The following is a 1153-nucleotide window of genomic DNA, read 5'->3' on the forward strand; positions in this document are numbered from 1 at the left end:
ATATCCACCCCATCGCAGCCCTGGCGGCGGCCTGCGCCGTCGGTCGCGGGATGGCGGTGCTGCTGATGTATCGTCATCGCTATGCGCGGGAAAAGGGGCTGGGCAATCTGTTTATCGGCAAAATTAGCCTGCAGCAGACGCTGGTGACGATGGCGATGGCGATCGCGCTGGCCACCGCCCTGCTGGGGCTGCAGGGGCTGCGCGCCGCGCTGATCACCCTGGTGCTGATCTGGGGTCTGGGATGGGCGCTGAAGCGAACCCTCGGCGGGCAGACCGGAGATACCCTCGGGGCGGCGATTGAGCTGGGCGAATTACTCTTTTTACTGGCGCTGCTGTAAGGCTTGACGCCAACGGTGAGGAACTGAATGGAAACACTTTCGGCGTTACTGGCTGCCATTCCGCAGCCCGATGTGGCGGGCATGGCGCGCGCTCAGCAGCATATAGANNTCTGGAGGCGCTGGCGGTGCAGCTTGCCGGTCTGCCTGGCTTGCAGGGGCAGCTGGCGCTGGCGGAGAAAGCGATTGTGGTCATGTGCGCCGACCATGGCGTCTGGCATGAAGGCGTGACCCCTTCGCCGCAGGGGGTGACGGCCATTCATGCCGGCAATATGGTGCGGGGCAACACAGGCGTCTGCGTGCTGGCGGCGCAGGCCGGGGCCAGGGTGCAGGTGGTGGATGTCGGCATCGATGCCGACCCGCTGCCGGGCCTGATTAACCTCAAAGTGGCCCGCGGTAGCGGGAATATCGCCCGGACGGCGGCGATGAGCCGCCAGCAGGCGGAGACGGTGCTGCTGGCCAGCATGCAGCTCACCCGCCAGCTCGCTGCCGACGGGGTGAAAGCCTTCGGCGTCGGCGAATTGGGAATGGCCAATACCACCCCGGCCGCAGCGACGATCAGTGTCCTGACGGGCAGCGACCCTGACGCGGTGGTGGGCTGTGGGGCTAATCTGCCGCTGGCGCAGCGGGGCCATAAGGTGACGGTGGTGCGCCAGGCGATAGCCCATAATCAGCCGAACCCGGCCGACGGGCTGGATGTCCTGGCGAAGGTGGGGGGTTACGATCTGGTGGGCATGACCGGGGTGATCCTCGGGGCGGCCTCCTGTGGCCTGCCGGTGGTGCTGGATGGCTTCCTCTCTTATGCCTCTGCCCTGGCC

1 protein-coding gene and 1 pseudogene are annotated in these 1153 nt (G+C 66.5%); both read left to right on the plus strand.

The window, feature by feature from the left end; translation table 11 throughout:
- A partial coding sequence (locus KHQ28_RS24765) for an adenosylcobinamide-GDP ribazoletransferase (RefSeq protein WP_211777714.1) occupies positions 1 to 338 on the plus strand: 338 nt, incomplete at its 5' end.
- Positions 339 to 365: 27 nt separating this feature from the next.
- Positions 366 to 1153: pseudogene (locus KHQ28_RS24770) on the plus strand (nicotinate-nucleotide--dimethylbenzimidazole phosphoribosyltransferase); the annotation flags it as partial.

This window comes from Klebsiella sp. 28 (assembly GCF_018223905.1).
Lineage (GTDB): Bacteria > Pseudomonadota > Gammaproteobacteria > Enterobacterales > Enterobacteriaceae > Klebsiella > Klebsiella pneumoniae.